2 protein-coding genes and 1 pseudogene are annotated in these 2,910 nt (G+C 51.8%); all 3 read right to left on the bottom strand.

The window, feature by feature from the left end; all coding sequences use genetic code 11:
* Window positions 1-1,125, bottom strand: a pseudogene (locus tag VB081_RS10165) (hypothetical protein); the annotation flags it as partial.
* Between the two features lie 546 nt (window positions 1,126-1,671).
* Window positions 1,672-2,130, bottom strand: coding sequence for an RNA polymerase subunit sigma-70 (locus VB081_RS10160; protein ID WP_323400709.1), 459 nt, complete (start codon window positions 2,128-2,130; stop codon window positions 1,672-1,674).
* A gap of 505 nt (window positions 2,131-2,635) precedes the next feature.
* A partial coding sequence (locus tag VB081_RS10155) for a hypothetical protein (protein WP_331676027.1) occupies window positions 2,636-2,910 on the bottom strand: 275 nt, incomplete at its 5' end.

Below are 2,910 nucleotides of genomic sequence, written 5' to 3'. Positions count from 1 at the left end.
CTCCGACTCATCAAGTGTCACTCCATACATCTGCCGCGCTGCATCGAGAAACTTGTGGGCCTCGTCGATAACCACGAGCTGGTAGTGCGGCAGGAGTGGGCGTTTGCCACAAGCGCGATGAAGAACATCAGCGAGGTAATAGTTGTGGTTGCAGATTAAAAAATCCACCTCGGGATCGTTGGCATGCTGCATGTATCGGAGATACCGACAGCATGCAGCATGGCGGCAGCTGTCGCCACATTTTCCGGAGACGCAGACTTTGCGCTTCATAAATGGAGTCAATCCTTCTGCGTCAGCGAGGTCGCAGGACGCACTCGGCGAAACGAGGGGATGAAGAATGCTTTGGGTTTGTGCATCGCTATCATTAAAGAAGGCTTGCAAGCGCCTTTCGCACAGAAAGTGCTCTCGGCCTTTGCGGATAACGCATGTCAGGGGTGTATTGATAACCCCGTGAAGCATAAGGATATTTGAAAGTTCCGGGAGATAATCCTGGACGATTGCGCGCTGGAGTGCAATGCTGGATGTTGCGATAACTACCGGCATGTAGGCGGTCTCGGCATAACTCTGCTGCGGATAGTGGCCGCACAGCCATAAGTCGTTGAGCCTTCCGCGCTTGGCAAGTACAGCGGCGACCAGATAAGCCATGGTCTTGCCGGTGCCGACCTCCGACTCTGCCAGAGAAATAGCGCGGCGGGATATTGTTTCGAGGATATGCTCTGCAAGTGCGATCTGGTTCTCTCGAACGGCGTACCCGTGTTGGGGCAGGATGTTTGCGAATATTCGGATCAAGATTTCGTCCATCTTTTTGCGTGGCAACTTTTCACGCGGTGGGCGGTCGACAGACGAGCGGCCAGCTCCGGCAATGGGCAGCGCCCTGATCTTGGCCGCTGCATTCAGATGTTCGCTTTCATCCAGCGGACGATGCTTGCGGCACAAAATCTCTTTTCTCCCGTTGGTCAGGTTGACCGCACAGTACACATGGCTCCTGGTTGTCTGCCGCTCCAGCAGTGCACAGCCATAGGCGGTGAAAATCGGCTTTCCACCAGCAAGAAAGCGTGGCGGAATGTCTGGTGGCATGTCGTAAGATATTTCGCGCGCGTATATATCTGTAGCTATTACAGGCATGATGATTCCTCCAATCCGTTAGATTGGCGGCTTGATGGTGCGCAGCGATCCGAGAACCGAACCGCTGCGCAGTAGTCAAACCGCCAAAGTCAAAAATATATAGATGATGATTGATTTTGCGGTGAATACCGTAATTGTTTTTCCTGTGACATCCCCGGACGGCGGCGCATGTGCGCTACCCATGAAAGCTCCCTCTGGCCTTTTTCAGCCAGAGCGATGCTTCCGCCATGTATGACCCCTACTACCATGGCCCCCGTATAGTCAGGATCGGGGAAGTATCATCATCCGCCAAGCGCCTTGTGTCTGCCGGTTTTCTTCGTCTCCAAAGAGAAAGAGGACCGGGCGCTCGCCCTGCCCACGCCGCCACATAGCTGTAGCTGACAAGGGCGGGGTCCTCGCGCACGGCGCCGGGCGGGTCTGTTACCCGGTGTGTCGCTATGACCGCCCGAAGGCGGTGTTTGTCAAGGTGCAACGAGGAAGCGATTTTCCTCCTCACTATCCATCCCGAAAAAGGGCCGGGGTGGATAAAAGAATTTTGAAAAAGAATTACTCGTTCATCAGGCGACGAAGCTTTTCTAGGACTTTGTCGCGGCGGTAGATGATGGTGCGGTGGTACACACCTATTGTTCGCGCCACCTCTCTTGCGGAAATGTTTTCGAAGAAAAGCTGATCGATCAGCTCCCGATCTTCCTCCGAAAGCAGGAGCATTACATCCATCATCTGCTCAATCATAAGGTCGCGAATGGCGGCATCCTCTGCCGGCTCGACATGCTGGCCCGTCAGATATGAAAGGTGCATGCCGTCATCCACCATACGATCCAGAGATAGGTGCAACCCATCTTCGCGCTCGTATCCATACCGCTCCTTGCGATCTGCCTGCGCATACGCCTGATGTACCTCTCGGGGAACCTCCACATCTACGCCATCTACAGTGATGACGTAGCGGAATGTGCCGTCCTCGTTATGATATTTTCTGTAGTTGCGATCTTTCTGCCAATATTTCATAATCCTTCCTCCAGTCAGTTTTTTGTGATAGTCAAAAAACTGCTGGAGAAGGGCGGGGCGCGGCATCGAGTCACAACACATTTTCGATGACGATAATTAAACAAAAATTCTCCTTTCGGCCTTAGCCGAAATGGAGAATAAAGATAGTGAAACCGGCCCACAGAAGCGGTCCACAGTCCGATTGGCGTTCTCCATTTCGGACTGCTTCCATCACTTCCCGGTGAACAGTTGCAGCATTGTTATTCAGTTGTATTCACACAGCACCGGGAATCACCCTGCGCAGGCGGTCGCTGCGTGGCTGGCCTCACGAACTGATCGTTCCTTATAAGCCCATTGTATTGGCTTGTCCTCACTTTGACACGGTCATGAAATGTCTGTGCACGTGCAAAAAAAACATGAGTTCTCGGCAATAGAGCTCATCAGGAGTTCGTTTTGGGAGGTTAAGTGCTCGAAAACAGCAAAAAAATACCCGGACACAGAATGTCCGGGCTGGTGGGAAAAAATTTTACTGTTCTTTTGTTAAAGGGTCAAAGCCTAGTTTTTGAAGCATGTCATTACATTCATAAATTGGCTTAGTGTAGCAGCTATTGAGCATGAATTTATACGTCAAATGCTTTTCGCTGACGCCCAACGCACAGGTCGAACGGTTGATTAGCTCATCGCTCAGCACCGGTGGTAATTGCAACGCAATGCAAATCGCAACAATAGATTCGATGGTCGGTATATAATCGTCATTTGTTCTCAATCTTTGGACGGTTCTTGCTGAAAGCGAGCAAGCTT

The organism is Christensenella sp. (genome assembly GCF_034927525.1).
Taxonomy (GTDB): Bacteria; Bacillota; Clostridia; order Christensenellales; family Christensenellaceae; genus Christensenella.
This window is presented reverse-complemented; position numbering and strand designations above follow the sequence as displayed.

Bases quoted from the DNA above. Each gene is read 5' to 3' on its own strand.
- VB081_RS10160 (WP_323400709.1), bottom strand. From the start codon at position 2,130: ATGAAATATTGGCAGAAAGATCGCAACTACAGAAAATATCATAACGAG.